Here is a 26,652-nt window from a genome sequence, read left to right on the forward strand (position 1 = left end):
CGGTGTCTAAGTATTCAAAGGATGTCGAGGGATTCATGGATGCGTCGGCTGGGCAGGCCGTGACCGAAACCGAGGACCAGGAGAGCGCGCAAGCGCCCGCGACCCTGCGCGCGGAACACGCCGCGCCGGAGCGGATGGTGCTGGCTCGCGGCATCTTCAGCGGTCCCGCCCCCAAGATCAGCGATGACCTGTACGCCGTGACCAAGGGCAAGGTCACCCGGGAACGGCGGACCCTGCGCCTGGAGAAGGGCGCGTCGGTCAATACCAATACCTACTTCGGGCGCTTTGCCGCCGCGTACTGGCAGCGCTGGACCAAGGTCACCGAGGTCGAGGTGGGCCTGACCCTCGAGGTGACCGGCAAGGTGCGGGTGCGGCTGGCCGCCTCCGACATCGCCGGACACCGCCGGGTGGTGGACACCGCCGTGGTGCAGGAGACCGGCCGGGTGACGCTGCTCGCCCCGCTGGACATGTACGTCGACGGCGGCGCGATCTGGCTGGAGATCGAGGCGCTCGGCGGTGAGGCCGTGATCACCGATCTGGAGTGGACCGCGGCCGCGCCCGAGCAGGTGCGCCCGGTGGCCATCGCCATCTGCACCTTCAACCGGGCCCAGGACTGCGCGAACACGGTCGCGGCGCTGGCCTCCGACGCGACCGTGCTGTCGCTCATCGACGCCGTGTACGTGGTCGACCAGGGCACCGACCTGGTGCAGGACCAGGCGTTGTTCGCCGAGACCCAGCCCCAGTTCGGCGACAAGCTGCGCTACATCCGGCAGCCCAATCTCGGTGGCGCGGGCGGTTTCACCCGCGGCCTCTACGAGGTGTCGGGCGCCAACGAGCACGCCGACGTCATCCTGATGGACGACGACATCCTGTGCGAGCCGGAAACGGTGTTGCGGCTCAACGCCTTCGCCAACCTGACCGTGGAACCCACCCTGGTGGGCGCGCAGATGCTGTTCCTGTTCAACCCCGACTTCCTCAATGTCGGCGCGGAAGAGACGAATCTGGGCAAGCTGCGCCACGGCCAGAAGGTGGCCAAGGCGCTGCGCAACACCTCCATGCTCAAGAAGCACCAGGAGCGCCGCGTCGACGCCGGCTACCAGGCCTGGTGGACGTGCCTGATCCCGGCCGAGGTGGTCAAGAAGATCGGGCTGCCGGTGCCGATCTTCTTCCAGTGGGACGACGTGGAATACGGCCTGCGCGCGCGGGAGAACGGTTTCGTCACCGTCACCCTGCCCAACGCCGCCGTGTGGCACGCCGACTTCTACTGGAAGGACTTCGACGACTGGGCGCGCTACTTCTCCTCGCGCAACTCGCTCATCGTGTCCTCCCTGCACCACGACCTGGACGCGAAATCGATTACCCGCCAGCTGTTCCGGGAGATCAGCGAGTACCTGGTCGGCATGCAGTACGGCCTGGCGCACACCACCCTGCAGGGCATCGAGGACTACCTGAAGGGCCCGGAGATCCTGCGCGACGGCGGCATCGAGGCGCTGGCCAAGGCCCGCGGCTCCCGCTCGGACTACCCGGAGACCGCCAAGCATCCGGCGGCCACCTCCCCGGTCCCCAACGCCCACCTGCACGTCCGCCGGGCGGGCGGTGAGCCCAGCCACCCGCTGCTGGTGCTGTACAAGCGCGCCCTCAACCAGTGGACCGGCCGCGTCATCCCCGGCCCCGTCGCGGTCACCCGCGAGGACGCCCACTGGTGGCATGTCGGCCTGTTCAACCACGTGGTCGTCACCGATGCCTCGCAGTCCGGCGTCCGAGTCCGCGTGCGCGACAAGGAAACCGCCCGCCGCCTGCTGATCCGCGCCTACCGGGTGCTGCGTCAGCTCCGCAAGGAGCTGCCGGACCTGCAGCGCCGCTGGCGGGGCGCGATGCCGGAGCTGACCAGTCGCGAGAACTGGGAACGTCTCTACGGAATCGACAAGACCGCTTGATATTCGGCTGAACATGGCCCGGGACATCCTGTCCCGGGCCATGTTTCATTTCCGCGGCGAGTGTCTCGCCGATCCGGCTCGCCGGGTCAGCGCGCGGTGAGCAGTGTGCGGGCGGCGGCGGCGAGGTCGGCCTCCAGCCACTCCGGGAGTTCGGGGGCGTGGGCGTGGCGGCGCAGCTGCGCGAACAGGGGTTCGTTCATGCGGGCCAGGCGGTCGCGGAACTCGGTGCCGGGCGCGCCGTCGAGCAGCAGATCACGTTGCGGGCCAAGGGCCCGCAAGCAACTGCTCACGCTGAGAGAGCTCGCCGAGCGGGAGGCCGTCGCGATCGGCTGAGGTCAGAGGAACAGGTCGGTGGTCAGCGGGGCGTCGCCGGGGGTCACGCGGTACCTGTCGAGATCCGTGATGCCGTGCGCCGCAAGGACTTCGTCGTCGATGAAGAAATTGCCGGTGGTGTCCTTGGCGGGGGAGGTGAGGACCAGGTAGGCGGCGTCGGCGTAGATGTCGGGGGTGCGGGAGGTGGCGATCATCTGTTCGCCGCCGAGCAGGTTCTTGACCGCCGCCGTCGCGATGGTGGTGCGCGGCCACAGCGAGTTCACGCCGATGCCGTACTTGCGCAGCTCCTCGCTCAAACCCAGTGTGGTGAGCGACATTCCGTACTTGGCGATGGTGTAGCCGAGGGCCATGCCCGCCCACTTCGGGTCCAGGTTGAGCGGCGGCGACAGGGTGAGGATGTGGGGATTGCGCCCGGCCTGGGCGGAGTCCTTCAGGGCCGGGATGCTGAGCTTGGACAGCAGGAAGCTGCCGCGGCAGTTGATGTCCTGCATGAGGTCGTACTTCTTCATGGGCAGCAGCTCGGTGGGGGAGATGTCGATGGCAGAGGCGTTGTTCACCACCAGGTCGATCCCGCCGAACCGCTCCTGCGTCTGCCGTACCGCGTCCGCGACGGCTTCGTCGTCCCGCACGTCACCGAGGTATTTGAGGACGGTGCCGCCCGCACTCTCCAGTTCCGCCCCCGCGGTGTGAATGGTGCCCGGCAACTTCGGGTGTGGCGCATCGGTTTTCGCGATGAGGGTGATGTTCGCGCCGTCGGCCGCCGCCCGCTTGGCGATCTCCAGCCCGATCCCGCGACTACCACCCGACATGATCATGGTCCGGCCCGCCAGCGGCTTCCGTGCTCCGGTCATGGATCCACTCCTCTTCTGCTGTTGTCGCCCTGAATCCGATCATCCGCGCCTGACCGGGTCAGTGGGGCGGAACTCTCGCATCTCGGGCGGTAGTGCTGGCGCTACCCCCGCCCGGCTGCCGGCGCGACCGCGATTCGGGTGCCCGGGGCATGGACCGCACCCCTCCGCGTACATAGCCTCGAAGGACCGGAAAACCCGGTCTGAACAGGAGGAATGTCTTCCATGAGCGCAATGCGGCGGCCACGCGGCCGGGTGCTGCTGGCCGGTATCGGGGTCCTGGCCGTCCTCGCGGCCCAGGCGTGCGGCACCGACCCCGGGAGCGGCGAATCCGCTCGCAAGGGGCTCTATCGCACCATCACCGAGGCGCTCGACGGCGTGGTCCGTAGCGGCTTCCCGGGCGCGCAGGTGGTGTTCGACGGGCCGGACGGTCATCACGTGCTGACCGCGGGCGCGGGTGACCTGAGCACCGGCGCACCCATCCCCGAGGATGCGCGGGTGCGGATCGGCAGCAATACCAAGACCTACGTCGCCACCGTGGTGTTGCAGCTGGTCGGCGAGGGCAAGATCGAACTGGACGCTCCGATCGAACGCTATCTGCCGGGCGTGGTGCGAGGTGACGGCAATGACGGCAACCGCGTCACCGTCCGGCAGTTGCTGCAGCACACCAGCGGCCTGCCCGAATATCTGGCCGGCCGGGACCCCGCCGCGCCCGGCTCCGGGCAGTTGACCGCGGATTCCGATCAGCTCCGCCGGTCCCACTACGAACCGGCGGACCTGGTCCGCATCGCCATGGCCATGCCGCCGCAATTCGAGCCCGGCGCGCGCTCGGTCTACACGAACACCAACTACATCCTGCTCGGCATGCTGATCCAGCAGGTCGCCGGGCGCCCGGCCGCCGCCGAGATCGACAGCCGCATCCTGACGCCGCTGGGCCTGCGCGACACCTACTTCCCGAACTCGCGCGAGACCGGGATTCGCGGACCGCATCCACGCGGATATCACGAAATCGACGGTCACCGAGAGGACTTCACCGACCTGGACCCGTCCTGGGCGGATACCGCGGGCGCGATGATCGCCACCCCCGCCGACCTGAACCGATTCTTCACCGCCCTGCTCGCCGGGAAGCTGCTGCCCGCAGCGCAATTGGCGGAGATGAAGAAGACGGTCCCCTGGGATCGCGGCGAACCCGGCTCCGGCTACGGGCTCGGCCTGATCCGCCACGCGAGCTCGTGCGGCAAGGAGGTGTGGGGCCACGGCGGCAGCATTCCCGGCTTCGGTACCCACACCGGGGTGGCCGCCGACGGCACCGCCGTGGTGGTGACCGTCAATCAGCTGCTGGCCGACCGGGATGCCTCCGAGGTCGTGACCAAGGTCTTCGACTCCGCCTTCTGCTCGTGAGAGGAACCACTGTGCGCTTTCGCGAGATCGCCCGCACTCGACAAGGTTTGGCCGCGCTCGCGGTGACCGGGCTGGCGGCGGGAGCCGCGCTCATCGCCGCCGCCGTCACCGAGCCGCCGGCCACCGCGGCGTCCCTGGACCGCTACTACCACCAGCGACTCGACTGGAAATCCTGTGACATTCCGGGCCTCGACGGCATGGGCGGGCAGTGCGCCGACATCACCGTGCCATTGAATTACGCGGAGCCGCAGGGCCGTACGACCACTGTCGTCATCTCCCGCATCCCCGCCACCGACCCGGAGCGAAGGCGCGGCGTCATGCTCTCCAATCCGGGCGGACCCGGCGGCGCGGGCCTGGACTATTTCGTGGACACCAGCAAGGCCATGACGCCCGAGGTCCGCGCCCGCTACGACCTGATCGGCATGGATCCCCGCGGCGTCGGGCGGTCCGCGGCGGTGAACTGCCACTGGCCGACCGGCTTCGGACTGCAGTTCGCGGGAATCGACGCCAAGGGTTTCGCCGAATCCGTGGCCACCCAGTCGGATCTGGCGGCGCGGTGCGCGACCGCCGAGGGGGAGCGGCTGCCGCACATGACAACGCGCAATACCGCGCGGGACATGGATGTCATCCGCGCCGTGCTCGGCGAGGATCGAATCAGCTACGTGGGCACCTCGTATGGCACCTATCTGGGTGCGGTGTACACGCAGATGTTCCCGGACCGGGCCGACCGCGTCGTGCTGGACGGCAGTGTCGACCCCGACCGCTACGGCGTGGTCGGCATGGTGCAGGACATGGGCGCGCCCAATGAGGCCGCGCTCGACGCCTGGGCGGCCTGGACCGCCGAACACGATGCCGAATACCACCTGGGCGTGTCGGCGTCCGCCGTCCGCGACCTGGTCCAGCGGCTCATCGCCCGCGCCGCCGCCGAACCGATCCGGATCGGCGACTTCGACGTCGACGCGCACTCCCTGCCCCTGGTGCTCTACATCGCCTTCGATTCCCCGCAGAACTACGGCCGGGCCGCACAACAGATCCGGGACCTGGCCGACGCCGCCGACGGGAAGCGGATCGAGCCGGACGAGAACCTGGCGGGCAGCCTGGCCGTGATTCTGCGTGCCCAGCCGCGCGATATGTCGCCCGCGATGGCGGTCCTCTGCGGGGATGTCGGCGCACCCCGCGATCCGGCGTGGTACTGGCACAATCTCGAGGCCGCCCGGGCCACCCAGCCGGTCTTCGGGGCGCTGGCGAACAACATCACGCCGTGCGCGTTCTGGGCTCCGCCCGCCGAATCACCCACGGCCATCGGCAATCCGGTACCGAGCCTGATCATCCAGGCCACCGGCGACACCCGCACCAACTACGGCGGTGCGCTCGCCATGCACCGGGCGCTGACCGGATCCCGCATGGTGACGTTGCAGGACGTCGCCATCCACTCGATCCTGGGCCGCTACCCGAACACCTGTGTCTACGACGCCGTGAACACCTACCTGGCCGAAGGCATCCTGCCCGCCGCCGACCTCGGCTGCCGCGACGAGTGATCAGGCGTTCAGGTAGGCGAGGACGGCCAGCACCCGCCGGTGCCCGACCTCGTCGGCGAACAGCCCCAGCTTGGCGAAGATGCTCCGAATGTGTTTGAGCACAGCGCCTTCGGTGACCACGAGGCGCTCGGCAATGGTGGCATTGTCGAGCCCCTCGGCCATCAGCGCCAGCACCTCCCGCTCGCGCGGGGTCAGCGCCGCCAGCGGATCGTCGGTCTTGCGCCGCACCAGCAGTTGCGCGATCACCTCGGGATCCATCGCGGTCCCGCCCTCGGCCACCCGCCGCAGCGAATCCAGGAAGCGATCCACCTTCCCGACCCGCTCCTTGAGCAGATACCCGATTCCGCCCGCCCCGTCGCCGAGCAGTTCGGCGGCGTAGCTGTCCTCGACCCAGGCCGAGAGCACCAGCACCGGCAGGCCCGGATGAATCTGTCTGGCGCGCACCGCCGCCCGCAGCCCGTCATCGGTGAAGGTGGGCGGCATCCGCACATCCACCACCACCGCGTCTGGCCGGTCGGCGGTGACGATCCGCAAGAAGTCGTCGGCATTGTCGACCGCCGCGACCACATCGATGTCGGCGGTCCGCAGCAGCAGCGTCAGACCTTCCCGCAGTAGCGCGTCATCCTCGGCGATCACCACCCGCATGTCGCCACCACCTCGTTTACCGGCTCCTTCACGATCGACACGGCAGCTCCACCCGCACCACGGTGGGCCCGCCCGGCGGGCTGCTCAGCAGCATCCGGCCGTCCAGCGCCTCGGCCCGCCGCCGGATTCCGGCCAGCCCGCCGCCTTCGGTCTCGATCGCCGAGCCGACGCCATCGTCGTGAACCTGCACGGTCAGCAGTTCGGCGGTGCCCCCGATGCGCACTCGAAGCTGTTGGGCCCCGGAGTGTTTGGTCGCATTGGTCAGCGCTTCCGCGATCACGAAGTACGCGGCGGCCTCCACCGCCGCCGCGTGCCGCGGGCCATCGCCCGTGATGTCGAGCGCGCAGGGGATCGGCGAGCGGGCAGCCAGGGCCGAAACAGCGCTCGTCAGACCACGATCCGCGAGCACCGGCGGATAGATGCCGCGCACCACGTCGCGTAGTTCGGTGAGTGCGGCCTCGGCGGTGTCCTGGGCCCGGCGCACGAGCTCGTCCGCCGCGCCCGGATCACGGTGCCGCAGTTGATCCGCCAGCCCGAGTTGCATGATCACCGCAGCGATCCGGGCCTGCGCGCCATCGTGCAGATCTCGTTCGATGCGTCGCAGCTCCGCCCCGTGCGCGTCGAGGGCGGCCGCGCGCGTCGCGGTCAGTTCCGCCACCCGGACCGCCAGCTCGGCCCGCGGGGCCCCGAGCAGCGTCCGCGCCAGCATCGCCTGCCAGCGGGCCACGACAGGAATCTGGAGCACCAAGGCGGCCAAAGGAATCGCGATGAGGGCGCTGAGTCCGGCCAGCGGCCACGAGTCGACGACGAAACCGAAGCTCTGGACGGTGCCCGGCGGCACGATCCGCCAATACGCCGGTATCGCCAGCTGATTCAGGAAGCCCCACGGCAAGCCGATCGCGAACAGCGCCACCACCATGCCGGGTACCCCGTGCACGCACAGCCACGCGATGTCCCGCGCGTTCGCCGGATCCTGGAAGGCGCTCGTCAACCGCTGCCGCAGCCCGCCCGTCATCGGCTGATACGCCACCCTGACCGGGGCGCCCAGCCGCTTTCCGGCCCGCCGCCGTTCGAAACCGGTCAGTGGCCGGATCAGCCGCAGAAATTCGGGAACCGCCGGAATGCCGACGCCGATCAGACTAGTGGCCGCCATCAGCAGCAAACCGACCGTCGCGAGGACGGCCGCGGCTCCCGTGGCACCACCGATCAGCAGGTATCCGATGCTGCCCGGCAGCGCCCGCAGCCGATCCGCCGTCCACCGTCGCGCGGTCGGTGGAGCGGCGCCGGAATCGCCATCGCCCCGAGCATCCACCGCCACGCCGCCGGCCCGGTGATCCGGGCCGTGTTCCGGCATCGGGTCGGCGGTCATGCCACCAACCTACTGGCCGCGGGATGGGCCGGGTCGCGTGCGTTCCGCCCAGACCCGACCCGGCTGGATGCGGCGCGTCGTGTCGAGGCCACCCGGCGCGCCGCATCCGGGCCCGGTCAGCGCTGCTTGCCGCCGCGTTCCTTGTACATCCGCCGCTGGCTCTTGTTGATGTCCTTCCACACCTTCTTGCGCTCGGCCTGCAACCGGGCGTCGGTGCGGGCGGCCAGCCAGTCGTTCTCGCGGCTCAGCTTGCGGTAGCTGTCGAGCCGGCGTTGCGGCAGCGCACCCGACTCGATGGCAGCGAGCACCGCGCAACCGGGTTCGGTCCGGTGCTCGCAGTCGGCGAAGCGGCAGTCGGCGGACAGGGACTCGACATCGCTGAAGGTGCGGCCCAGCCCTTCGGCCGCATCCCAGAGACCGACCGAGCGCAGCCCGGGCGTATCGATGAGGGTGCCGCCGCCGGGCAGCGGGCGCAGTTCCCGGTGCACGGTGGTGTGCCGGCCACGTTTGTCGCCGTCGCGGACCGCCTGGGTGGCGAAGACCTCCGCGCCGAGCAGGGCGTTGGCGAGGGTGGACTTGCCCGCGCCCGACGGCCCGATCAGGGCGACCGTGCCGGTCAGCAGCGAGCCCAGGACATCCATGCCGATCCCGCCGGCCGCGCTGACCGCCAACACCGTCACACCGGGTGCGGCGGCCCGGACCTGCTCGAGCGGAACAGCGTGCGCCAGATCGGCTTTGGTGAGCACCACGATCGGCTGCGCGCCGGATTCCCAGGCCAGCGCGAGCAGCCGCTCGATACGCCCGAGATCGACGTCCCCGTCACCGGCGGTGCACACCAGCACGATGTCCACATTCGCGGCCAGCACCTGATGGGCGGATTTGGCGCGGGAATCGGGCTGACCGGAGACGGCCGCGCGGACGATGGCGGTCCGGCGCGGCAGCAGGGCCCGCACCGTGCGGGTGCGATCGATGGCCACCCAGTCGCCGGTGCACAGCCCGCTGACCTCGGAATCCGAGCGCGGGAGCTGTGCGCGGACCACCGCGGCCGTCAGACGGCTCTGATAGTCGGCAGTGGGCAGTGGTGCGGCGATATCGCATTCGCTGCGATCCATCCGGATCACGCGGGCGGGAATCAGGTCCGCGCCGAGCAGCGGCAGGTAGTCGGCGGCGAGCGCGGAGGTCCAGCCGTAGGGGGAGAGCAGGTCGAGATCGACCGAAGACATGGGGGAGTCCTTTGACGGGCCGAGCCCGATCACGGACTCAGCGAGGGGAATTCGAGGTGGAGGCGCGCACCGCGCGAGTGAACGCGGGCACGGCGATCCGCACAGCCGTCGTCACGTAACTCCACCTCCCATCTCTCCTCATGCCGTCACCGAGGCGAGGGCTCCCAACAAGAACGGGGACAACCTTCTCAGGCTGTCCCCGTCCGCGCAACGTATTTTCTCGCCGGCTTCATCGGGGTTTCAGGGGTTCACCCCTGAGAGTCCCGAGGGTTGGCTCTCCCTACGACGTCGGCTTGTCGAACTGCTCGCGGCGGCCCATCCGCTGCAGGCGCAGCCACTCCATCAGCCCGGCCGGATCCTTCTGCTGCACCAGGAAGAACCACCCGAAGCGGGCGACCTCCTGCGGCAACAGCTTTCGCATGCCCGGCTGCGCCATCAGGTAGCCGCGGTTGCGATAGGTGAAGTGCCGCTTGACCGGATCGTCCGGGTACTGGGTGTGCATGCGCCCGCCCAGGATCGGCTTGAACTCGGCCGAGCCGTTCGGGTGCAGGTAGGCCGTCTGCAGGCAGGTGCCGAAGGGCAGCCCGGACCGCACCAGCCGCCGGTGCACCTCGACCTCGTCGCCGCGCACGAACAGCCGCAGGTCCGGTACGCCGATCTTGTCGACGGCCGCCGCCGACACCAGCGCGCCGTTGAACAGCGAGGCGATGCCCGGCAGGAAGTCCTCGTCGCCCAGTTCGGAGCGCAGCCGCCGCCACACCACGCCGCGGCGCAGCGGGAAGGCCAGCCGGTCCGGGTCGTCGATATCGGCCACCACCGGCGACACTTCGACCAGCGAGTGCCGTTCGGCGCAGTCGAAGAGGGTGGCGAGCACGTCGGGGCCCTCGGGCCGGCCGTCGTCGTCGGCCAGCCACACCCAGTCGGCGCCCATGGTGAGCGCGTGCAGCATGCCGAGCGCGAATCCGCCCGCGCCGCCCAGATTGTGCTCCGAACCCAGGTAGGTGGATTCGATGGGCTGCTGCTTGACCAGCTCGCCGACCTCGGCCTCGTTGCCGTTGTCCACCACGATCAGATGGTCGACCGGACGGGTCTGACCGCTCAGCACCTTCAGCGATTCGGCGAGCAGTTCCCGGCGTTTGTGCGTGACCACGATGGCGACAATGCGGGCCTCGTCGCCATACAAGGGTGTGGATGACTCACTCATGCGGGATTCCGTTCCGGTTCACGTTCACGTTCCAGATCCCGCAGCACCTGCGCCACGTGATCACCCGCCTCCGGGCCCTCATAGGCCCGCACCACGTCCTCGATGCCGCCCTGCATCCGCACCTGCCCGTGATCGATCCACATGGCGTGGTCGCACAGCTGGGCCAGGAACTCGTTGGAATGGCTGGCGAACACGAGAATGCCCGAGCGTGAGACCAATTCCTGCAGGCGCACCCGCGCCTTCTTCATGAATTCCGCGTCGACCGCGCCGATGCCTTCGTCGAGCAGCAGGATCTCCGGATCGATGGAGGTCACCACGCCCATCGCCAGGCGCACCCGCATACCGGTCGAATAGGTGCGCAGCGGCATCGCCAAATAGTCGCCCAGCTCGGTGAATTCGGCGATCTCGTCGATCTTGGACAGCATCTGCTTGCGGGTCTGCCCGAGGAACAGGCCGCGAATGATGATGTTGTCGTAGCCGGAGACCTCGGGGTCCATGCCCACGCCGAGATCGAAGACCGGCGCCACTCGCCCGCGAATCCGCGCGCTGCCGCGGGTCGGTTCGTAGATGCCCGAAAGCAACCGCAGCAGTGTCGATTTGCCCGCGCCGTTGTGGCCGACCAAGCCGACGCGATCGCCTTCCTTCAGCGACAGCGAGATATCCCGCAGCGCCTCCACGACCACCACGTCGGATTGATTGCGCCCGATGGCCCCGCCGGCCGAACCCAGTACCGCCTTCTTCAGCGAACGGGATTTGGCGTCGAAGATGGGGAATTCCACCCACGCGTTCTGGGTCTCGATACTCACACGGTCGGTCATTGAGCCTTCACACCCAGTAGGGGACTCGGGAACGGAACTTCTTCATAGCCAGTATCGCGACTATCCAGCCGACGACGGTGATCGCCACCACCACAATCCAGCTGCGCAGGTGGATCGGGTCGCCCAGCAGGGGCGCGCGCACGATCTCCAGGTAGTGGAAGGTCGGCACCAGCTCGGCCAGCTTGGCCCGGTCACTGGCGGTGCCCGACAGCGCCGAGGTCTTCCACATGACCGGGGTGAGCACGAACAACATCAGCGTGGTGCTGCCCAGGATCGGCGCCAGATCCCGATAACGGGTGCTGAAGATGCCGAACACGATCGTCACCCAGATGGCGTTGAGGAACAGCAGCACCAGGGCCGGAATCGCCAGCAGCGCCGACCAGTGCAGATGCCGCCAGATCGCGAACGCGGGCACCATCACCGCGTAGATGATCAGGTTGTGGGCGAAGAACAGGAACTGCCGCCACACCAAGCGGTACACGTGCACGCTCAGCGCCGACGGCAGCTGCTTGATCAAGCCCTCGTTGGCGATGAAGACATCCGAGCCTTCGAGGATGCTGGCGTTGATCACGTTCCAGACGATCAAACCCACCGTCACATACGGCAGATACGAACTCAGCGACTGCCCGAACAGGGTGGCGTAGAGCACGCCCATCGCGGCCGCCTGCAAACCGGTGGCGATGGTGATCCAGAACGGGCCCAGCACCGAACGCCGGTACCGCTGTTTGATGTCCTGCCAGCCCAGTGCCAGCCATAGTTCACGCTGGGAGAACCCGTCGCGGAAATCCTTGAAGGCGCGACCGAAGGACTGCGAGTCCGACACCAACGGCACCGGATTCTCGTCCGGTCGCACGTCGGTCGTCACCGAGTCAGGGGGAGCAGCAGCAGGCACAGCACCCGACCCTATCTAATGCCGATCGCATCGCGCGCGGAACCTGCCGCCGACCGTGATGTATCGGCGGCAGGAGGACGCTCAGAGGTATTGACCGCCGCCCGCGCCCTGCTGTCCGCGGGGGTCGCCGTGGCTCATGCCGGGGGGCAGCGCCTGGCGCATCTGTTCCAGTTGGGCGCGGGCCGCCATCTGCTGGGCGAACAGGGCGGTCTGGATGCCGTGGAAGAGGCCTTCCAGCCAGCCGACCAGCTGGGCCTGGGCGATGCGCAGTTCCGCGTCGGAGGGGATGGTCTCGTCGGTGAAGGGCAGGGCCAGCCGTTCGAGCTCCTCGCGGAGTTCGGGGGCGAGGCCGGTTTCCAGTTCCCGGATGGAGGTGCGGTGGATCTCGCGCAGGCGGGTGCGGGAGGCGTCGTCCAGCGGTGCGTGCCGGACCTCCTCGAGCAGCTGTTTGATCATGGTGCCGATGCGCATGACCTTCGCGGGCTGCTCCACCATGTCGGCGAGCGACTCCTCTTTCTCCTGGGAGTCGTCCAGAATGCCCGAATTATCGTCACCGACAACCTGTCCGGTGATCTCCACCGGATCGCCGCCGATCTGGGCCGCCGCCGGGATGAACAGCGGCTTCCCCTCGGGTCCGATCACGACAATGTTCTCCGGAACCCCATCGGATTGCGTCATGTCCCCCATCCTGCCCAATCCGGACCGAACCCGCTAAGTCCCACCCCAATCCGCAAGCATTCGGTGGCGCAGGTGTAACTCCTGCCACGCGCGGAACGAAGCCGTGGGTAGACCGGACAGCGACGTCCCGTCCAGTTTGTTCGGTAGCTGCAGGTCGTCCCGTTCTGTGGGGTCGCTTCCATCCCTACCGTTACCCAGTCGTGCCCTCTCCCTTTAGAGTGGCCAGCATGACTTACGACGTCGCAAGGGTGCGGGGCCTAATACCGTCCCTGGGCGACGGCTGGATCCACCTCGACCCCCAAGCGGGCATGCTGGTCCCGGATTCGGTATCCCGGGCCGTCTCAACAGGTTTCCGGACCTCCGCCTTCTCGCACTCCAATCGGCACGGTGCGGCCAAGCGCAGCGCGGCGATCCTGGACGCCGCGCGCGAGGCCGTCGCCGATCTGGTCGGCGGCGATCCGGCGGGCGTGGTGCTCGGCCCGGATCGCGCGGTGCTGCTGGCCTGGCTGGCCGAATCGCTGAGCTCCCGGCTGGGTCTGGGCACCGGGATCGTGCTGTCGCGCCTGGATGACGAGGCGAATGTCGCGCCGTGGCTGCGCATCGCGAATCGCTATGGCGCGCACGTGCGCTGGGCCGAGGTCGAGATCGAGACCTGCGAGATGCCGGCCTGGCAGTTCGAGGAGCTCATCGGACCCACCGCCCGCCTGGTCGCGCTGACCGCCGCCTCGCCCATCGTCGGCTCCGCGCCCGCGGTCCGGGTGGCCGCGGACCGCGTGCACGAGGTCGGCGGCCTGCTGGTGGCCGACTGCTTCGGCGCCGCGCCCTACGCGCTCATCGACATCGACGAACTCAACGCCGACGTGATCGCCCTGAGCGCACCGGCCTGGGGCGGCCCGCAGATCGGCGCGCTGGTCTTCCGCGACCCGGCCTTCCTGGACCGGATCCCGTCCATGTCGCTGAATCCCTACGCCAAGGGCGCGGAACGGCTCGAGGTGGGCGGCCACCAGTACGCGCTGCTGGCCGGGCTCACCACCTCCATCGACTACCTGGCCTCGCTGGACGAGCGCGCCACCGGCACCCGCCGCGAACGCCTGGAGATGTCGATCACCTCGCTGCAGGACTATCACGATCAGCTCTTCGAGCATCTGATGGCGGTGCTGGACACCATCCCCAACCTGACCGTGATCGGCCGCGCCTCCACCCGTATCCCGACGGTGAGCTTCACCATCACGGGCATGCAGGCGGAGAAGGTCTCGGCCAAGCTGGCCGACGCCCGCATCGGCACGCTGAGCGGCTCCCACGGCGGCAGCCGCCTGCTCGACGCCCTGGGCGTCAATGACGAGGGCGGCGCGGTGACCATCGGACTCGCGCCCTACACAACGACTTTCGAGATCGACCAGCTCGGCCGCGCGCTGGCCGCCCTCGACACCTAGGACCTAGGCCTGGTCCTCGCTGATCCGCAGGATCACCTTGCCGACGGTCTCGTCGGAGTCCAGCAGCCGGTGCGCCCGCGCCACCTCGGTGACCGGGACCTCGGCCGACACCACCGGCGCCACGGTGCCGTCGGAGATCAACGGCCACAGATGGCGGCGCAGTTCGGAAATGATCTCGGCCTTCGACCCGCGCCCGTGCTCGGGACGGCGGCGCAGATTGGTGGCGTGCACCGAGCCCCGTTTGCCCAGCAGCGCGGCCAGATTCAATTCCGCCTGCACGCCGCCCTGCATACCGATCACCACCAGATGCCCGTCCTCGGCGAGCGCCTCGACATTGCGCTTCAGATAGGACGCGCCCATATTGTCGAGAATGATGTCGGCGCCGGGATATTCGCTGTGCAGCGTGGTCACGAAATCGTGCTCGCGGTAATTGATCAGCACCGTCGCGCCCAATTCCGCGCACCGGTCCAGCTTGAACTGCGATCCGGCCGTCACCGCCACCCGCGCGCCCAGCGCCCGCGCCACCTGGATGGCGTGCGTGCCGATCCCGCTGCCGCCACCGTGAATCAGCAGCAACTGCCCGCTGTGCAGGCCCGCGGTCATCACCAGGTTGGACCACACGGTGGCCGCCGCCTCGGGCAGCGCGGCCGCGGCGGCCACGTCGAGGCCGTCGGGCACCGGCAGCAGCTGGGAAGCGGGCGCGTTCACCCGTTCGGCGTAACCGCCGCCGGACAGCAGGGCGCACACCCGATCGCCGGGTCGCCAATCCCGTACGCCGGGACCGACTTCCGCGACGGTCCCGGAGACTTCCAGGCCCAGGATCTCGCTCGCACCGGTCGGCGGGGGATACAGGCCCTGCCGTTGCAGCAGGTCCGCGCGGTTCACCCCCGCGGCCGTCACATCGATCGCCACTTCGCCCGGTCCGGGCGCGGGCAGGTCGTCCACCTGCGCCCATTTCATGACCTCGGGCCCACCGAAACCGTCGAGTGTCACCGCATACATGAAAACGAGCCTACGACCGAGCCGCACCGATTACTGTCAGGCCACCCTGGGGCGCCGTACAGCATCCTCTCAGCTTCTACCGGCACGGTGGGTGTGGAGGGATTCGAAAGGAGATATTCCATGATCACGACCCTGACCGTTCTCGGCGCCATGATCATCCTGGCCGCCATGGCGATGTCCGGATTCGTCGCCAACGACGCCCCGCGCGCCCTGGTCCGCGTCCGGAACCGCCGATAGCCCCCGAGTACTTTCGACCCCCTCCGCGGCCGGGTCGAAAGTACTAGCGTTCCGGGGCATGAGCAGTTTCGTCGACTTCCAGAACGAGATCTATCTCGCCGGTCTGGCGGGCGCGGTCCCGGCGCTCCCGATGACCGCGGCGGGTCTGGAAGAGCGGGCTCGGGAAGAGCTGGATCCGGCGGCCTTCGCTTATGTGGCGGGCAGCGCGTCCTCCGAACGCACCGCGCACGCCAATCTCACCGCCTTCGAGAAGTACCGGCTGCTGCCGCGCGTGCTGCGCGGCGCGAGCGCGCCCGGTGCGCGCGACCTCTCGGTCGAAGTGCTCGGAACCCCTTTGGCGGCACCGATTCTCACCGCCCCGGTCGGCGTGCTCGGGCTGCTGCGCGAGCGCGGCGAGACCCTGGTCGCCGACGTCACCAAGGAACTGGGCATCGGCATGTGCCTGTCCACCGCCGCCTCCTCCACCATCGAGGAGGTCGGCGCCCGGGCCGGGGCCTGGTGGTATCAGCTGTACTGGCCCAATGACATGGAGCTGGCCCGTTCCTTCGTCGAGCGCGCCGAGAAGTCCGGGGCCAAGGCCATCGTGGTCACCGCCGACACCCCCGCGCTGGGCTGGCGGCCCCGCGATCTCCAGCACGGCCACCTGCCGTTCCTGCACGGCCAGGGCATCGCGAATTACCTGTCCGATCCGGTCTTCCGCGCGAAGCTGAGCGCCCCGCCGGAGGAGAGCGAGGAGGCGCTGCGCGCGGCCGTAATCACCTGGTCGGGGCTGTTCGGCAATCACGCGCTGCGCCCGGCGGACCTGGCCCGGCTGCGGGATTGGACCGAACTGCCCATCGCCGTGAAGGGCATCCTGCACCCCGACGACGCCCGCCAGGTGGTGGACGCGGGCGCGGACGCGGTGATCGTGAGCAATCACGGCGGCCGCCAGGTGGACGGGGCGATCGGCGCGCTGGACGCGCTGCCGACCATCGTGGCCACCGTCGGCGATCGCGCGGACGTGCTGTTCGACTCCGGCATCCGCACCGGCTCCGACGTGATGATCGCGTTGTCGCTGGGCGCCAAGGCCGTCCTCTACGGCCGCCCCTGGGTGTACGGCCTGGGCCTGGCGGGCGCCGACGGCGTCCGCCACGCGCTGCGCTGCCTGCTCGCGGATTTCGATGCGGCCATGGGGCTTTCGGGCTGCCGCGGCCCGCACGAACTGAGCCGCACCATGATCTCGTCCTACCGCGTTTAGCCCGGGCGCACGGAGGAATCCTGCCGGGGAACCGCGCGGGACCGCCGAGCTGAGGAGGGGCGATCACACGCCGTCACGACAATGAGCCGGTGGCCGCGGCCGCGGGCCGGAGTTCGCTCGAACCGAGGTGGCTCACCCCGGAGCAGCAGCGCGCCTGGCGGGCCTACCTGGACGGCAGCCAGCGGCTCATGACCGACCTCAACCGGCAGCTGCAACACGACTGCGACCTGTCCCTGGCCGAATTCCGCATCCTGACCAAACTCTCCGAGGCCCCCGGCCGCGCCCTGCGCATGAGCGACCTCGCCGACGGCGTGCTGTCCTCCCGCAGCCGCCTCACCCATCAGATCCGCCGCATGGAGGCGCAGCGCATGGTCCGCCGCATCGCCTGCGCGGACGACGGCCGCGGCGTGCTGGCCCAGCTCACCGACGAGGGCCTGTGCCGGCTGCGGACCGCCGCGCCCGCCCATGTTGCCGCGGTCCGCCGGTTCTTCGTGGACCTGCTCACGCCGCAGCAGCTGGCCGCGGTGGCCGCGGCGCTGGACCTGGTGAATCTGGCCGCCGACCACCGCGCCGACAGCAGGGCGGCCGCCGATCTCGTCTGACCGGTCGCCGCGATCCCGACCGCACGCGCCATCAGTTACCATCAGTCCGCTGGAAGCGTGGCAGAGCGGCCGAATGCACTCGCCTTGAAAGCGAGCGTTGTGAAAGCAACCGGGGGTTCAAATCCCTCCGCTTCCGCGTGAAGACGCTGGCGGCCAAGGGATTTCGCATCCTTTGGCCGTCAGTGTTTCCCGTTTCTAGGCGGGCAGCTCCGCCAGCCAATCGCGGATGATCGGGTCGGTGACCTCCGGGTGGGTGAACGGCACCGAGTGCGCCGCGCCCAGTCCCTCGATGGTCTCGACCCGGGTCGGACCGCCCAGTTGCGAGGCCAGTTCCTCGGTCTGGCGGCGGCTGTGGATCTGATCCTGCACCCCGTGCATGAGCAGTGCCGGCGCGGTGATGTCCTTGACCATGTCGACGATCGATTCGCGGTCGATGAGGCAGCGTCCGGCCTGTTCGAGCCGGCGCCGGTCGGCGGCGTTCCACTTGTCGAGCCAGTACCGGCGCTGCTCGCGGGTGCCGCCGATCATCTGCACCGCGATCGGGGTGGCGATGGGCTCCAGCGGAACGTCGCCGAGGATCCACTGGTTCATGATGATCATCTCGAAGCCAACGGATTCCGCGTCGTCGTAGCCGTCCGCCCGGGTGCCGATCAGGATCAGGCCGCGCACCCGCGCGGGCTGCAGCAGCGCCATGCGCATGCCGATCCAGCCGCCCTGCAGCAGGCCGCCCACGACCAGCCGGTCCAGGCCGAGGTGATCGACGACGGCCCATGCGTCCCAGGCCAATCGCCAGTTGTCGAACGGCTCGGCCGGGTCCTCGGTGTGGCCGTGGCCGCGCGCGTCGATGGTGACGATCCGGTAGTCCGGGGCCAGGGACGCCTCCTGGGCGGCCCACATCTCGGTGTCCTGGAAGAAGCCGTGCATCAGCAGCACCGCCGGGCCGTCGCCGCCGGTGTCGCGATAGTGGATCCTCGCCCCGTCTTCGGTCGTCACGAACGGCATGCGGCGGCGCCCCCTGTCAGGTCTTCGGTTGCGCCGGTGTGGATTCGAGGCGCGGGACCGACCCTAACAGGAACGTGTTCTAGAGGAAGCGCGCGATCGTCGCCGGATCGGTGGCGAACTCGAGGAACGCGTCGTTCTCGTGCGGATCGCCGGCGGTGACCCGCACGCCGTCCGTGCCGTAGGGCCGGATGATGACCCCCGCCTCGGTGCTCGCCGCACCATATTCGGCGCTGCGGTCGCCCAGCGGCAGCCAGACGAAGTTGGCGTGGCTCTCCGGCACCCGGTAGCCCGCCGCCAGCAGCGCGGCGCGCATGCGATCCCGTTCGGCCACAACCGCATCGGTGCGCTCCAGCAGCTCCGGCCGCGCCTCCATCGACGCGATGGCCGCCGCCTGCGCCACCCGGCTCACGCTGAACGGGATGTGCACCTTCATCAGCGCGGTGATCACCTCGGGCGCGCCGACCGCGTACCCGACCCGCAGCCCCGCCAGGCCGTACGCCTTCGAAAACGTGCGCAGCACCAGCACATTCGGCCGGGTACGGCCCAGCTCGACGCCGTCCGGGAAGTCCTCGGCGGGGATCCGCACGTACTCGAAGTACGCCTCGTCCAGCACCACCAGGACGTCGGCGGGCACCTTGTCGAGGAACTCCACGATCTCGGCCCGGCCGCGCGCGGTGCCGGTCGGGTTGTTCGGGTTGCACACGAACACCACGCGGGTCTTCGGGGTGATCGCCGCCGCCAAAGCGTCCAGGTCGTGGGTGAATTCATCGTCCAGCGGCACCTGCACCGCCTTCGCGCCCGCCACCTGGGTGACGATCGGGTACGCCTCGAACGAGCGCCACGCGAACAGCACCTCGTCGTCGGGGTGGCGGCAGGTGATCTGCACCAGTTCCTGGCACAGCGCGACACTGCCGCACCCGGCCGCCACGTTCTCCAGCTCCACGCCCAGGAAATCGGCGATGGCGCCGCGCAATTCGATGGCGTGGTTGTCCGGGTACCGGTTGGACAGCTCGACCGCCTCGGCAATGGCCTTGGTCACCGACGGCAGCGGCGGCAAGGTGGTCTCATTGCTGGCCAGCTTCACCGCGCCGGGGTGGGTCTTGCCGGCGACGTACGCCGGGATGGCATCGAGGTCCGGGCGAATGTGCGCGCTCACCCCTCCACCCTATGTCCCGGGCCGGCGGGGTCGTCCGGGGGTGTCGTCCGGTTTGCGCGAATGTCGGCCGGGGTTTGCTCGCCGGTCCCGGGCCGGGATCGAATCGCCCTCGGCTGGAATATCTCCGGCATTCCGGACCGGCGGAAAGATTTATCTCGTTTTTACCTAGCGCAACTACAGTGGCCCTATGTCGGGCATCTATCGAGAACTGGCCCCTGTGCACGACACGACCGCGATAGCGCTGACCGTGCTCGAACCCGAGGGACACACGCGCGGCGGCATCGTGGTGTTGCACGAATCACGTGAATTCACCGAGCCATTGCTGGAACTCATGCGAGCGCTCGCGGCCGACGGCTGGACCGTCATCGCCCCCGACCTGTTCCACCGCCCCGCCAATGGCAGCGTCGTCGACCGCGTCTTCGGCGACGACCTCTTCGCCGACTTCGACGCCTGCTTCGAGTGGCTCACCGGACACGGCGTCTTCCGCGACTGCATCGGCGTCCTCGGCTTCGACTCCGCCGGCACCGCCGCCGCCCTGGTCGCCACCAACCGCCGCGTCGGCGCGGCCGTCAGCGTCGCCGCCCCCGGCATCGAAACGCCCCTCACCGAACAGGCCGTCGCCCTGCTCACCGCCGCCCCGGCCTTCCAGGCCCCCTGGCTCGGCCTCTTCGGCGAGGACGACCCGCGCACGCCACCCGACCAGGTGGACCGCCTCCGTGAGGCCGCCGCCCGCGCCGACGTCGCCACCCTGGTGGTCACCTACCCCGGCCTGCACCACCGCCCCGACCAACCCGGCTTCGACCCCGCCGCCCTCGACGATGTCTCCGTGCTCGACGCCCAGACCAGAATCTACGAATGGTTCGACTCGCACCTACGCTGACCAGCCGATTTGGTCTATTGGTCACCCGCTGTGTAATCTTCTGTCCCGGCGGTTCGAAAGGAACCGGCGCCCTCGAAGAGGGGCTCCAGGAGGCGTGCCAGAGCGGCCGAATGGGACTCACTGCTAATGAGTTGTCCCTTCACGGGGACCGGAGGTTCAAATCCTCTCGCCTCCGCCACCGCCCGGTCCGCCGGGTACACATACTTGAATAGCCATGCGCCCGTAGCTCAACGGATAGAGCATCTGACTACGGATCAGAAGGTTAGGGGTTCGAATCCCTTCGGGCGCACAACCAAAGGCCCCACACCAAACGGTGTGGGGCCTTTGACCTTTGGTGGGTTCGGCTACTTCCAGGCGCCGAGGGCGGGCAGCTCGCCGGTGAGGTCGGCGCCGGGGGAACGGCCGATGAGCCAGGCGGCCAGCGCCGCGGCGGAGCCGGTGATCTCCGGGCCCTGCGCGCCCACTGAGCCGGTGTAACCGGTGTCGGTAGCGGTCACCGTGAACCCCGCGCCGCCGGCGGGCCTGACCTCGCCGAGGGATTGGGCGAGCAGGCGGGCGGTGAAGTCCGGTGGCCAGTCGGCGGGGGAGTAGCCGATGTCGAGGTCGACGTGATGGATCTCCACCTCCATGTGACGCATCCAGATGACGCGCGTCGCGGGGATCTCGCCGCCCGCCCGGTTCCGGACGACGGCGGGCCAGCGGTCCGCGGGCATGACGCGGGCCAGCGCGAGCCAGCGTTCGGCGGAGGCGGTCAGGTCCTCGAGCTGGTCGCGCAGCGGGCGCGGGGCACCGGCCTCGATATCGGATTCGCGGAGGTATTGGCTTGCGTACTGCGGGGTTTCGATGCCGGTGCGGGCCCACAGCAGCAGGTTGACCAGGCTGTCGGCATTGCGGGAGAGGTGCGCGAGCACGTGGCCGCGGGTCCAGCCGGGCAACAGGGAGGGGTCGACGAGGTCGGCGTCGGTCAGGGCGGCGACCGCGGGGAGCAGGCGCTCGGTCGCGGCGGCGACGGTGTCGAGCTGGGCGTCGATGTCGGCGAGGTGCGCGTCGCTGGTCACCGTCCGACCCTAACCGGTGGGGCGGTCAGCGGCTGGACGACGACGCGCTGCGGCGGCGGTCCGGCAGCCCGGAATCCCGTTCGGCCACAACGATTTGCACGGCCAGAGCGACCAGCCACAGTGACATGGCGCCGACCTGGATGCGCTGCGCGATGCCCAGGCCGTAGTTGCCGGGCAGGTTGTCGGCGATCAGCATCCACGCGGTCACCACCGAGCCGACGATCAGAATCCACAGGCCGGTGTGGCGCAGGATCGGCCAGCGCCGGTACTTGAACGCGGCCACCGTGAACGCGATCATCGCGATGTAGATGGAGAACACGGCCAGGGTGCTGGTCAGCGCGTGAATCTGGTGCAGCTGCGGGAACAGGCCGGTATCCACGTAGCGCTTGGGCGCGCCCGGTTCGTCGGGCACGATCGGCCACTGCGCGTCCGCGATGGTCGCCGCGCCGAAGCAGGCCAGCGCCACCCAGCCGATGGTGGAGTAGAGCCGCCGCGAGAACAGCAGCACACCGCCCAGCCCGGCCATCACCAGCAGGGAGCCGGAGACGGTGTCACCGGTGGTGAAGACCCAGCGGAACGGTGCGCCCTTCTCGGCCAGCTGGCTGAGGAAGGTGTTGGTCGGGTTGCTCTGGATGGGCAGGATGAATTCCAGGACCCAGGAGGAGTAGCCGAGCCCGGCGACCGCGATCAAGATCGCGATGAACCATCGCAGTGCCCGTCGCCATCGCGGCTGGAGCACGACCGTGCTCGGAGCCGCCTCGGCTAGTTTCTGCTCGGTTGGCATCACCGCGCTCGCTTTCGCTGGCCTCGCTCACTCGTACTGCCCTGCCCGGCAGTTTTCGATCCATCCGGACTGGTCGGCTGGTCCGGTTACGTCCATTGTCGCCCATCGGTTAACACGGATGTCACACGCCGCGCGACAACGCGGTGATCACCAGGTCGGCAGCCGATTCGGCACCCTGGTGTTCCCACACCCGCACCACGGTCCAGCCCGCCGCCGCCAGCCGGGCGTCGGTGTCGCGGTCGCGCGCCACATTCCCGGCCAGCTTCTCGGCCCACCACGCGGCGTTGTTCTTCGGGCGAGTCGCGTGCTCCGGACAGCTGTGCCAGAAGCACCCGTCCACATAGACCGCCACCTTCCGCCGCGGGAACACGATGTCCGCCCGCCGCCGCAGACCCGGCAGCGGCGCCCGGTCCACGAAGTAGCGCTCGCCGCGCCGATGCAATTCCCGCCGCAGGGCCAGCTCCGGCTTGGTCCCCACCCGGCGCTGCTTGGCCATCCGGGCGCTGGTCGCCGCGTCGGTGCCCGGCCGCGCATCCGTCATGCGGCCATCCTTGCCGCGGCGGATAGGGCCGGCAAGGTTCACGCGGCTTTGACGGGAGCGCCTCCCATGCGCTCGAGATGGTTCTCGACATCGTCGAGGAAACCCTCCGGGAAGCGCAGCGAACCCATCCGGGTGCGGCGCAGGAATCCGGCGGTCGCCCGCGCCGACAGCAGTCGCGGATCGTCGAGGAACCAGCGCAGGTCCTCGTAGGGTGCGTGCACCGGCCAGGTGGACACCGGAACCCGCCGCACCTCCCCGCGATGCCCCCAGGCCGCGGTCGGCCAGCTGCGGCGGGTCAGCGGTTCGCCGTCGGGGATCGGGTCGTCGGCGGGGTCGGTGACGCGCCCGGCGATCCACTCGGCCATGCGCACGCTCACCGCGTTGCCGACCAGCTTCCAGCGATGCCCCGGCCGCACGCCCGGCACCGCCAGCGCCGGCGTGGTCCAGTCGCGGTCGAAGCCCTGCAACCGCTCCCCGTCGGTGATGCCCGGGGTGACCAGTTCCCCCGACGGCAGCCGGACGGCGGGCGGGCTGGCGATGCCGAGGCCCGAACCGCCCTTCAGTGTGGGCACCGCGTTCACCGCCCAGCCCAGTCCGCGATTGCCCTCGGTCCAGTAGAAGCCGCACGGATCGTGCGCCGGATCGCCGACCTCGCGCGGGCCCGCGTCGGTTCCGAACAGGATCGGCCGCGGATCCTCGGTGCGAGAGGCCAGCATCAGCACCCGCTCCCGCCGCTGCGGGAGTCCGAACGCGCGCGCGTCCACCACGCGGTAGGCCCAGGTGTAGCCGAGTTCGGTGAGCGCGTCGGTGATGTGCCGCATGGCCGCGCCGCCGCCGAGCTGCAGCATGAACGGCACGTTCTCGATCAACAGCCAGCGCGGCCCGCGCTTGCGCTTGACCAGCCGGAACACCTCGTCCACCAAACCCGAACGGGAGCCGGTGATTCCGGCGGTGCGCCCGGCCTGGGACAGGTCCTGGCACGGGAATCCGGCCGCCACCAGCTCGATGCCGGACGGCAGCGCGCGCAGCTTGGTCACATCCGAATGCAGTGGCACGCCGGGGAAATGCGCCGCCAGCACGGCCTGGGCGCCCGAATCGATCTCGCAGAGGAGTTCACTGCGCCACCCGTGGGCCGCGAGCCCGAGTTCCAGCCCACCGATGCCGGCGAACAGGCCGACCATCCGCGCGCCCGTCACAACAGTCCCTTTCACCCCGGAGTCCCCGTGCCGCAGAGCACGTTACTCGAGTCCCCTCATCCACATCGAGCGCAACGCCCGACACGGCCGGACTTCCAGAGCCGGTCGCTATCACCCGGGTGATCGATCAGGGGGCGCTGGCGTGCGCAAACGCCGAGAACCGCTCCGCACCATTGCATGTTGATCACGATGTCCGGTCGCGAGAGTGATACCGGCCGGGGCTCTCGGACGAGCCGGGGCCTGCAACTACGGTTATAGGCGTGACGGATAACGGGAGTGAGAACGCCAAGCCGGTGGCGCCGCGGTGGCCGGCCATTCTCACCTGGCGCGCACACAACGCCTCACGCATGGAGTCGGTGCGGGTGGTGCTGAGCGGCAACCGGATTCGCGCCGCGGGCCGGATCATCGCCGGCGACTGCGAGGACCATCCCGCGTTCAGCGCCTCCTACGACCTGGTCACCGACGAATCCGGGGTCACCAAGCGGCTGTCGCTGCGCAGCACCCTGGCCACCGGCGAACGCCACGCCTCGATCGCCCGCGACGAGGAGGACTACTGGCTGATCGACGCTGGAAACACCCATGTGCGCTCCACCTTCGGCGGGGCGCTGGACGTGGACGTGGTGCTGAGCCCGTTCTTCAACACCCTCCCGATCCGCCGCTACGGCCTGGCCCGCGCCAGCGAGGACGTCCAGGTCCCCGTCGTCTACGTGCGCCTACCCGACCTGCTGGTCCAGGAAGCCAGCCTCACCTACAGCAGCGGCCCCGACGGCATCCACGTCCTGTCCCCCGTCTCCTCCGCCACCGTCACCGTCGACCAGGACGGCTTCCTCCTCGACTACCCCGGCCTGGCCGAGCGCATCTAGCCGTCGAGTGGCACACCCTGGAGGGGGTTTGTCCGGATTCGCCTCCAGGGTGTGCCACTCGACGATCAGTCGAGGGAGGTGAGGACGCCGCCGGAACGGCCGGCGTCGATGAGTTTGGTGAGCCAGTTGCGGTCGCCGGGGGTGATGTTGGTGATCGGCCAGCGGGCGTTGTCCTCGTAGTCGGTGCGGGCGTCGTGGCCGGCTTCGGTCAATTCGGTGAGGGTGCCGTTGGCGCGCAGGCTGTCGCGGGCCTGGGTGAGGACCTCGAGGGTGTCGTCGAGGACGTCCAGCAGGGCGGCGGCGTTGGGTTCGCAGATGGCGCGGACCAATTCGGGGGAGGTGGCGGCGACGCGGGTGCCGTCGCGGAAGGAGCCGGCCGCCAGGCCGAGCGCCAGCGGGCCGCCGTTGGCGCCTTCGATGGCGAGGGCCTCGGCGAGCACGTGGGGTAGGTGCGAGATGCGGGCGACCGCGCGGTCGTGTTCGACCGCCAGCACCGGGACCACCACCGCGCCGCAGTCCAGGGCGAGCTGGCCGACGCGCCGGAAGTTGTCGGCGTGCACGCCCGGGTCCACGCTGACCGCCCAGGCGGCGTTCTTGAACAGGTCGGGAGTGGATGCGGCCCAACCGGATTCGCTGGTGCCGGCCATCGGGTGCCCGCCGACGTAGCGGGCGCCCAGTTCGTGGCGTTGCACGGCCGCCGCGACCGGGGCCTTCACGCTCACCACGTCGGTGAGTACGCAGTCGGGGGCGAAGGTCTTCACATCCGAGAGCACCGCGTCGATGGCGGGCATGGGCACGCCGATCACGATCAGCGCGTCCCGTTCGGCGGCGCGCGTGAGCACCGCCTCGACATCGCTGATCACGTCGTAGCCGTCCATCCGCGCGGCCTTGGCGCCGACCTCGGACCGGTTGTAGCCGAAGGCCTCATAGCCGCCGGCCGCGGCGGCCCGCAGAACCGAACCGCCGATCAAACCGGTACCCAGGACGCAGACAGCTGGTTTCGAAGTGCCCGTCATGCGATCAGATTCGCATACGACTTCAACATTTCCCCCGAAGCGGACTACCGTTGCGCGCATGGCAGCACAACGCTCGAGCACGAACAGGGCGGCGTCGGACGACTTCGACGACGTGGAAGGGTTCGCGGTGGCCGTTGTCCGTGAGGAAGCCAACTGGAAGGTGACGCCGCTGAGCGACGCGTCCCTGTCCAGTCTGTCCGCGGCCGAGCACGAGTTGCGCGCGTTGCGAAGTTCCGGCGCGGTGTTCGGCCTGCTCGACGTCGACGACGAGTTCTTCATCATTCTGCGCCCGGGCCCGACCGGCAGCCGCATCCTGCTGTCGGACGCCACGGCCGCCATCGACTACGACATCGCGGCCGACGTGCTGGAGGAACTCAATATCGAGGTCCCCGACATCGACCCCGACGAGCTCGACGACGTCGAACCGTGGGAGGAGGGCGACCTCGGCGTGCTGTCCGATCTGGGGCTGCCCGAGCCGGTGCTGGCGGTCATCCTCGCCGAGACCGACCTGTACCCCGACGAGCAGCTGGGCATGATCGCCCAGCGTCTCGGCTTCGCCAACGAGTTCTCGGCGGTCCTGGACAAGCTCCCGCGTTGACCGGCTCGCTCGCCGCCGACGAGGCGATGATGCGGGCCGCCATCGCCGCCGCGGCCGCGGCGGACCTTCTCGGGCGCCCTGCGGCACCAGCGCTACCGGTCCGAGGACATCAAGCGCGACATCTCGGGTGACTTCTCCGGCGGCGAGGTCGGCTCGCAGTT

26 protein-coding genes and 3 tRNA genes are annotated in these 26,652 nt (G+C 69.4%); 12 read left to right on the forward strand and 17 right to left on the reverse strand.

Annotation, left to right across the window (positions count from 1 at the left end; genetic code table 11):
* Positions 1 to 35: 35 nt before the first annotated feature.
* The gene (locus ACWELJ_RS07805) at positions 36 to 1,937 is read left to right on the forward strand and encodes a glycosyltransferase (protein ID WP_452365402.1); all 1,902 of its coding nucleotides are present in this window, start codon (positions 36 to 38) and stop codon (positions 1,935 to 1,937) included.
* Between the two features lie 86 nt (positions 1,938 to 2,023).
* Here the strand turns inward: ACWELJ_RS07805 and ACWELJ_RS07810 are convergent, their stop codons facing one another.
* Both ACWELJ_RS07810 and ACWELJ_RS07815 read right to left on the reverse strand, forming a co-directional pair.
* Positions 2,024 to 2,215, reverse strand: coding sequence for a hypothetical protein (locus ACWELJ_RS07810; RefSeq protein WP_452365403.1), 192 nt, complete (start codon positions 2,213 to 2,215; stop codon positions 2,024 to 2,026).
* A gap of 57 nt (positions 2,216 to 2,272) precedes the next feature.
* Positions 2,273 to 3,121: an SDR family oxidoreductase gene (locus ACWELJ_RS07815; RefSeq protein WP_452365404.1), complete on the reverse strand. Its 849-nt coding sequence runs from the start codon at positions 3,119 to 3,121 to the stop codon at positions 2,273 to 2,275.
* A gap of 222 nt (positions 3,122 to 3,343) precedes the next feature.
* Between ACWELJ_RS07815 and ACWELJ_RS07820 the strand changes: the two genes are divergently transcribed.
* Both ACWELJ_RS07820 and ACWELJ_RS07825 read left to right on the forward strand, forming a co-directional pair.
* Complete coding sequence (locus ACWELJ_RS07820; RefSeq protein WP_452365405.1) at positions 3,344 to 4,519, forward strand: serine hydrolase domain-containing protein; 1,176 nt, start codon at positions 3,344 to 3,346, stop codon at positions 4,517 to 4,519.
* 11 nt (positions 4,520 to 4,530) lie between these two features.
* Positions 4,531 to 6,057: an alpha/beta fold hydrolase gene (locus ACWELJ_RS07825; protein WP_452365406.1), complete on the forward strand. Its 1,527-nt coding sequence runs from the start codon at positions 4,531 to 4,533 to the stop codon at positions 6,055 to 6,057.
* Here ACWELJ_RS07825 and ACWELJ_RS07830 read toward each other — a convergent pair whose 3' ends face one another.
* The 7 genes from ACWELJ_RS07830 to ACWELJ_RS07860 all read right to left on the reverse strand — a co-directional run bounded on the left by ACWELJ_RS07830 (position 6,058) and on the right by ACWELJ_RS07860 (position 12,886).
* Complete coding sequence (locus ACWELJ_RS07830) at positions 6,058 to 6,702, reverse strand: response regulator (RefSeq protein WP_452365407.1); 645 nt, start codon at positions 6,700 to 6,702, stop codon at positions 6,058 to 6,060.
* Positions 6,703 to 6,730: 28 nt separating this feature from the next.
* Positions 6,731 to 8,071, reverse strand: a complete 1,341-nt coding sequence (locus ACWELJ_RS07835) for a sensor histidine kinase (RefSeq protein WP_452365408.1) — start codon at positions 8,069 to 8,071, stop codon at positions 6,731 to 6,733.
* Positions 8,072 to 8,187: 116 nt separating this feature from the next.
* Positions 8,188 to 9,294: a ribosome small subunit-dependent GTPase A gene (rsgA, locus tag ACWELJ_RS07840; RefSeq protein ID WP_452365409.1), complete on the reverse strand. Its 1,107-nt coding sequence runs from the start codon at positions 9,292 to 9,294 to the stop codon at positions 8,188 to 8,190.
* A 280-nt stretch (positions 9,295 to 9,574) separates the two neighbouring features.
* Positions 9,575 to 10,498: a galactofuranosyltransferase GlfT1 gene (gene glfT1, locus ACWELJ_RS07845; protein WP_452365410.1), complete on the reverse strand. Its 924-nt coding sequence runs from the start codon at positions 10,496 to 10,498 to the stop codon at positions 9,575 to 9,577.
* The gene (wzt, locus tag ACWELJ_RS07850) at positions 10,495 to 11,316 is read right to left on the reverse strand and encodes a galactan export ABC transporter ATP-binding subunit Wzt/RfbE (protein ID WP_357088075.1); all 822 of its coding nucleotides are present in this window, start codon (positions 11,314 to 11,316) and stop codon (positions 10,495 to 10,497) included. The genes glfT1 and wzt overlap by 4 nt, the downstream gene beginning before the upstream one ends.
* 7 nt (positions 11,317 to 11,323) lie before the next feature.
* Complete coding sequence (gene wzm / locus ACWELJ_RS07855; protein ID WP_452365411.1) at positions 11,324 to 12,181, reverse strand: galactan export ABC transporter permease subunit Wzm/RfbD; 858 nt, start codon at positions 12,179 to 12,181, stop codon at positions 11,324 to 11,326.
* Between the two features lie 108 nt (positions 12,182 to 12,289).
* Positions 12,290 to 12,886 carry a bacterial proteasome activator family protein gene (locus ACWELJ_RS07860; protein ID WP_452365412.1) on the reverse strand — a complete coding sequence of 199 codons (597 nt, stop codon included), beginning with the start codon at positions 12,884 to 12,886 and terminating at the stop codon, positions 12,290 to 12,292.
* Positions 12,887 to 13,113: 227 nt separating this feature from the next.
* Here ACWELJ_RS07860 and ACWELJ_RS07865 point away from each other — a divergent pair, with 227 nt between their 5' ends.
* Positions 13,114 to 14,319, forward strand: a complete 1,206-nt coding sequence (locus tag ACWELJ_RS07865) for a cysteine desulfurase-like protein (protein WP_452365413.1) — start codon at positions 13,114 to 13,116, stop codon at positions 14,317 to 14,319.
* Positions 14,320 to 14,322: 3 nt separating this feature from the next.
* Here the strand turns inward: ACWELJ_RS07865 and ACWELJ_RS07870 are convergent, their stop codons facing one another.
* The gene (locus ACWELJ_RS07870; RefSeq protein ID WP_452365414.1) at positions 14,323 to 15,321 is read right to left on the reverse strand and encodes an NAD(P)H-quinone oxidoreductase; all 999 of its coding nucleotides are present in this window, start codon (positions 15,319 to 15,321) and stop codon (positions 14,323 to 14,325) included.
* A gap of 295 nt (positions 15,322 to 15,616) precedes the next feature.
* On the opposite strand from ACWELJ_RS07870, the gene ACWELJ_RS07875 reads away from it, so the two are divergent.
* The 3 genes from ACWELJ_RS07875 to ACWELJ_RS07885 all read left to right on the forward strand — a co-directional run bounded on the left by ACWELJ_RS07875 (position 15,617) and on the right by ACWELJ_RS07885 (position 17,533).
* Positions 15,617 to 16,795 carry an alpha-hydroxy-acid oxidizing protein gene (locus ACWELJ_RS07875; protein ID WP_452365415.1) on the forward strand — a complete coding sequence of 393 codons (1,179 nt, stop codon included), beginning with the start codon at positions 15,617 to 15,619 and terminating at the stop codon, positions 16,793 to 16,795.
* A gap of 89 nt (positions 16,796 to 16,884) precedes the next feature.
* Entirely contained in the window at positions 16,885 to 17,397 is a 513-nt protein-coding gene (locus tag ACWELJ_RS07880) for a MarR family winged helix-turn-helix transcriptional regulator (protein ID WP_452365416.1), read from the forward strand.
* A 51-nt stretch (positions 17,398 to 17,448) separates the two neighbouring features.
* Positions 17,449 to 17,533, forward strand: a tRNA-Ser gene (locus ACWELJ_RS07885).
* A 59-nt stretch (positions 17,534 to 17,592) separates the two neighbouring features.
* Here the strand turns inward: ACWELJ_RS07885 and ACWELJ_RS07890 are convergent.
* Together ACWELJ_RS07890 and hisC are read right to left on the reverse strand one after the other, a co-directional pair.
* The gene (locus tag ACWELJ_RS07890) at positions 17,593 to 18,390 is read right to left on the reverse strand and encodes an alpha/beta fold hydrolase (RefSeq protein WP_452365417.1); all 798 of its coding nucleotides are present in this window, start codon (positions 18,388 to 18,390) and stop codon (positions 17,593 to 17,595) included.
* Between the two features lie 88 nt (positions 18,391 to 18,478).
* Positions 18,479 to 19,555 (reverse strand): histidinol-phosphate transaminase, encoded by a 1,077-nt coding sequence (hisC, locus tag ACWELJ_RS07895; RefSeq protein ID WP_452365418.1) that lies wholly within the window; start codon positions 19,553 to 19,555, stop codon positions 18,479 to 18,481.
* Between the two features lie 187 nt (positions 19,556 to 19,742).
* On the opposite strand from hisC, the gene ACWELJ_RS07900 reads away from it, so the two are divergent.
* The 3 genes from ACWELJ_RS07900 to ACWELJ_RS07910 all read left to right on the forward strand — a co-directional run bounded on the left by ACWELJ_RS07900 (position 19,743) and on the right by ACWELJ_RS07910 (position 20,724).
* Entirely contained in the window at positions 19,743 to 20,435 is a 693-nt protein-coding gene (locus ACWELJ_RS07900) for a dienelactone hydrolase family protein (RefSeq protein ID WP_452365419.1), read from the forward strand.
* 88 nt (positions 20,436 to 20,523) lie between these two features.
* Positions 20,524 to 20,613 (forward strand) — tRNA-Ser (locus ACWELJ_RS07905).
* A gap of 38 nt (positions 20,614 to 20,651) precedes the next feature.
* Positions 20,652 to 20,724 (forward strand) — tRNA-Arg (locus ACWELJ_RS07910).
* 55 nt (positions 20,725 to 20,779) lie between these two features.
* On the opposite strand, the gene ACWELJ_RS07915 is transcribed toward ACWELJ_RS07910, so the two are convergent.
* The 4 genes from ACWELJ_RS07915 to ACWELJ_RS07930 all read right to left on the reverse strand — a co-directional run bounded on the left by ACWELJ_RS07915 (position 20,780) and on the right by ACWELJ_RS07930 (position 23,999).
* On the reverse strand, positions 20,780 to 21,493 hold the full coding sequence (locus ACWELJ_RS07915; RefSeq protein WP_452365420.1) for a maleylpyruvate isomerase family mycothiol-dependent enzyme: 714 nt from the start codon (positions 21,491 to 21,493) through the stop codon (positions 20,780 to 20,782).
* 25 nt (positions 21,494 to 21,518) lie between these two features.
* Positions 21,519 to 22,277 (reverse strand): DUF998 domain-containing protein, encoded by a 759-nt coding sequence (locus ACWELJ_RS07920; RefSeq protein ID WP_452365421.1) that lies wholly within the window; start codon positions 22,275 to 22,277, stop codon positions 21,519 to 21,521.
* Positions 22,278 to 22,398: 121 nt separating this feature from the next.
* Positions 22,399 to 22,818, reverse strand: a complete 420-nt coding sequence (locus tag ACWELJ_RS07925; protein WP_452365422.1) for a very short patch repair endonuclease — start codon at positions 22,816 to 22,818, stop codon at positions 22,399 to 22,401.
* 38 nt (positions 22,819 to 22,856) lie between these two features.
* Positions 22,857 to 23,999 (reverse strand): DNA cytosine methyltransferase, encoded by a 1,143-nt coding sequence (locus tag ACWELJ_RS07930; RefSeq protein WP_452365427.1) that lies wholly within the window; start codon positions 23,997 to 23,999, stop codon positions 22,857 to 22,859.
* 275 nt (positions 24,000 to 24,274) lie between these two features.
* Here ACWELJ_RS07930 and ACWELJ_RS07935 point away from each other — a divergent pair, with 275 nt between their 5' ends.
* Positions 24,275 to 24,877 (forward strand): putative glycolipid-binding domain-containing protein, encoded by a 603-nt coding sequence (locus ACWELJ_RS07935; protein ID WP_452365423.1) that lies wholly within the window; start codon positions 24,275 to 24,277, stop codon positions 24,875 to 24,877.
* 65 nt (positions 24,878 to 24,942) lie between these two features.
* On the opposite strand, the gene ACWELJ_RS07940 is transcribed toward ACWELJ_RS07935, so the two are convergent.
* Entirely contained in the window at positions 24,943 to 25,893 is a 951-nt protein-coding gene (locus ACWELJ_RS07940; RefSeq protein ID WP_452365424.1) for a prephenate dehydrogenase, read from the reverse strand.
* 58 nt (positions 25,894 to 25,951) lie between these two features.
* On the opposite strand from ACWELJ_RS07940, the gene ACWELJ_RS07945 reads away from it, so the two are divergent.
* A complete protein-coding gene (locus ACWELJ_RS07945; protein WP_452365425.1) occupies positions 25,952 to 26,491 on the forward strand; it encodes a tRNA adenosine deaminase-associated protein in 540 nt (179 codons plus the stop codon).
* Positions 26,492 to 26,652 lie beyond the last annotated feature (161 nt).

The organism is Nocardia sp. NPDC004582 (assembly GCF_053602115.1).

What these genes read in the sequence shown, in the direction of transcription:
- ACWELJ_RS07875 (WP_452365415.1), top strand. Translation starts at nt 15,617, where the DNA reads ATGAGCAGTTTCGTCGACTTCCAGAACGAGATCTATCTCGCCGGTCTG.
- ACWELJ_RS07805 (WP_452365402.1), top strand. Translation starts at nt 36, where the DNA reads ATGGATGCGTCGGCTGGGCAGGCCGTGACCGAAACCGAGGACCAGGAG.
- wzt (WP_357088075.1), bottom strand. Translation starts at nt 11,316, where the DNA reads ATGACCGACCGTGTGAGTATCGAGACCCAGAACGCGTGGGTGGAATTC.
- ACWELJ_RS07820 (WP_452365405.1), top strand. Translation starts at nt 3,344, where the DNA reads ATGAGCGCAATGCGGCGGCCACGCGGCCGGGTGCTGCTGGCCGGTATC.
- ACWELJ_RS07815 (WP_452365404.1), bottom strand. Translation starts at nt 3,121, where the DNA reads ATGACCGGAGCACGGAAGCCGCTGGCGGGCCGGACCATGATCATGTCG.
- ACWELJ_RS07900 (WP_452365419.1), top strand. Translation starts at nt 19,743, where the DNA reads ATGTCGGGCATCTATCGAGAACTGGCCCCTGTGCACGACACGACCGCG.
- rsgA (WP_452365409.1), bottom strand. Translation starts at nt 9,294, where the DNA reads ATGTCTTCGGTCGATCTCGACCTGCTCTCCCCCTACGGCTGGACCTCC.
- ACWELJ_RS07860 (WP_452365412.1), bottom strand. Translation starts at nt 12,886, where the DNA reads ATGACGCAATCCGATGGGGTTCCGGAGAACATTGTCGTGATCGGACCC.
- ACWELJ_RS07930 (WP_452365427.1), bottom strand. Translation starts at nt 23,999, where the DNA reads ATGGTCGGCCTGTTCGCCGGCATCGGTGGGCTGGAACTCGGGCTCGCG.
- ACWELJ_RS07925 (WP_452365422.1), bottom strand. Translation starts at nt 22,818, where the DNA reads ATGACGGATGCGCGGCCGGGCACCGACGCGGCGACCAGCGCCCGGATG.
- glfT1 (WP_452365410.1), bottom strand. Translation starts at nt 10,498, where the DNA reads ATGAGTGAGTCATCCACACCCTTGTATGGCGACGAGGCCCGCATTGTC.
- ACWELJ_RS07865 (WP_452365413.1), top strand. Translation starts at nt 13,114, where the DNA reads ATGACTTACGACGTCGCAAGGGTGCGGGGCCTAATACCGTCCCTGGGC.
- ACWELJ_RS07835 (WP_452365408.1), bottom strand. Translation starts at nt 8,071, where the DNA reads ATGACCGCCGACCCGATGCCGGAACACGGCCCGGATCACCGGGCCGGC.
- ACWELJ_RS07945 (WP_452365425.1), top strand. Translation starts at nt 25,952, where the DNA reads ATGGCAGCACAACGCTCGAGCACGAACAGGGCGGCGTCGGACGACTTC.
- ACWELJ_RS07920 (WP_452365421.1), bottom strand. Translation starts at nt 22,277, where the DNA reads ATGCCAACCGAGCAGAAACTAGCCGAGGCGGCTCCGAGCACGGTCGTG.
- ACWELJ_RS07830 (WP_452365407.1), bottom strand. Translation starts at nt 6,702, where the DNA reads ATGCGGGTGGTGATCGCCGAGGATGACGCGCTACTGCGGGAAGGTCTG.
- ACWELJ_RS07870 (WP_452365414.1), bottom strand. Translation starts at nt 15,321, where the DNA reads ATGTATGCGGTGACACTCGACGGTTTCGGTGGGCCCGAGGTCATGAAA.
- ACWELJ_RS07940 (WP_452365424.1), bottom strand. Translation starts at nt 25,893, where the DNA reads ATGACGGGCACTTCGAAACCAGCTGTCTGCGTCCTGGGTACCGGTTTG.